Genomic DNA, 366 nt, shown 5'->3' on the forward strand with positions numbered 1-366 from the left:
CGTCCTCACCGTTCTTGGCGGCGTCGAGCAGTTTCTTGCGGTACACGAACCCGACCGCACCCGAGGCCCCCATCACCGCGATCTGCGCCGTCGGCCACGCCAAATTCACATCCGCACCCATGTGCTTGGACCCCATCACGTCGTACGCCCCGCCGTACGCCTTCCGGGTGATGACGGTGATCTTCCCGACCGTCGCCTCCCCGTAGGCATACAACAGTTTCGCGCCACGGCGGATGATGCCGTTGTACTCCTGCCCCGTCCCGGGCAGGAACCCCGGCACATCGACCAATGTGATGATCGGAACGTTGAAACAATCACACGTGCGGACGAACCGGGCCGCTTTTTCGGAGGCATCGATATCGAGGG

At 63.1% G+C, this 366-nt stretch carries 1 protein-coding gene; it reads right to left on the minus strand.

The window, feature by feature from the left end; translation table 11 throughout:
* On the minus strand, positions 1-366 hold a 366-nt coding region (locus QM797_RS26160; protein ID WP_283278650.1), incomplete at both ends, for a carboxyl transferase domain-containing protein.

Origin of the sequence: Rhodococcus sp. IEGM 1381, assembly GCF_030056795.1 — a bacterium.
Lineage (GTDB): Bacteria > Actinomycetota > Actinomycetes > Mycobacteriales > Mycobacteriaceae > Rhodococcoides.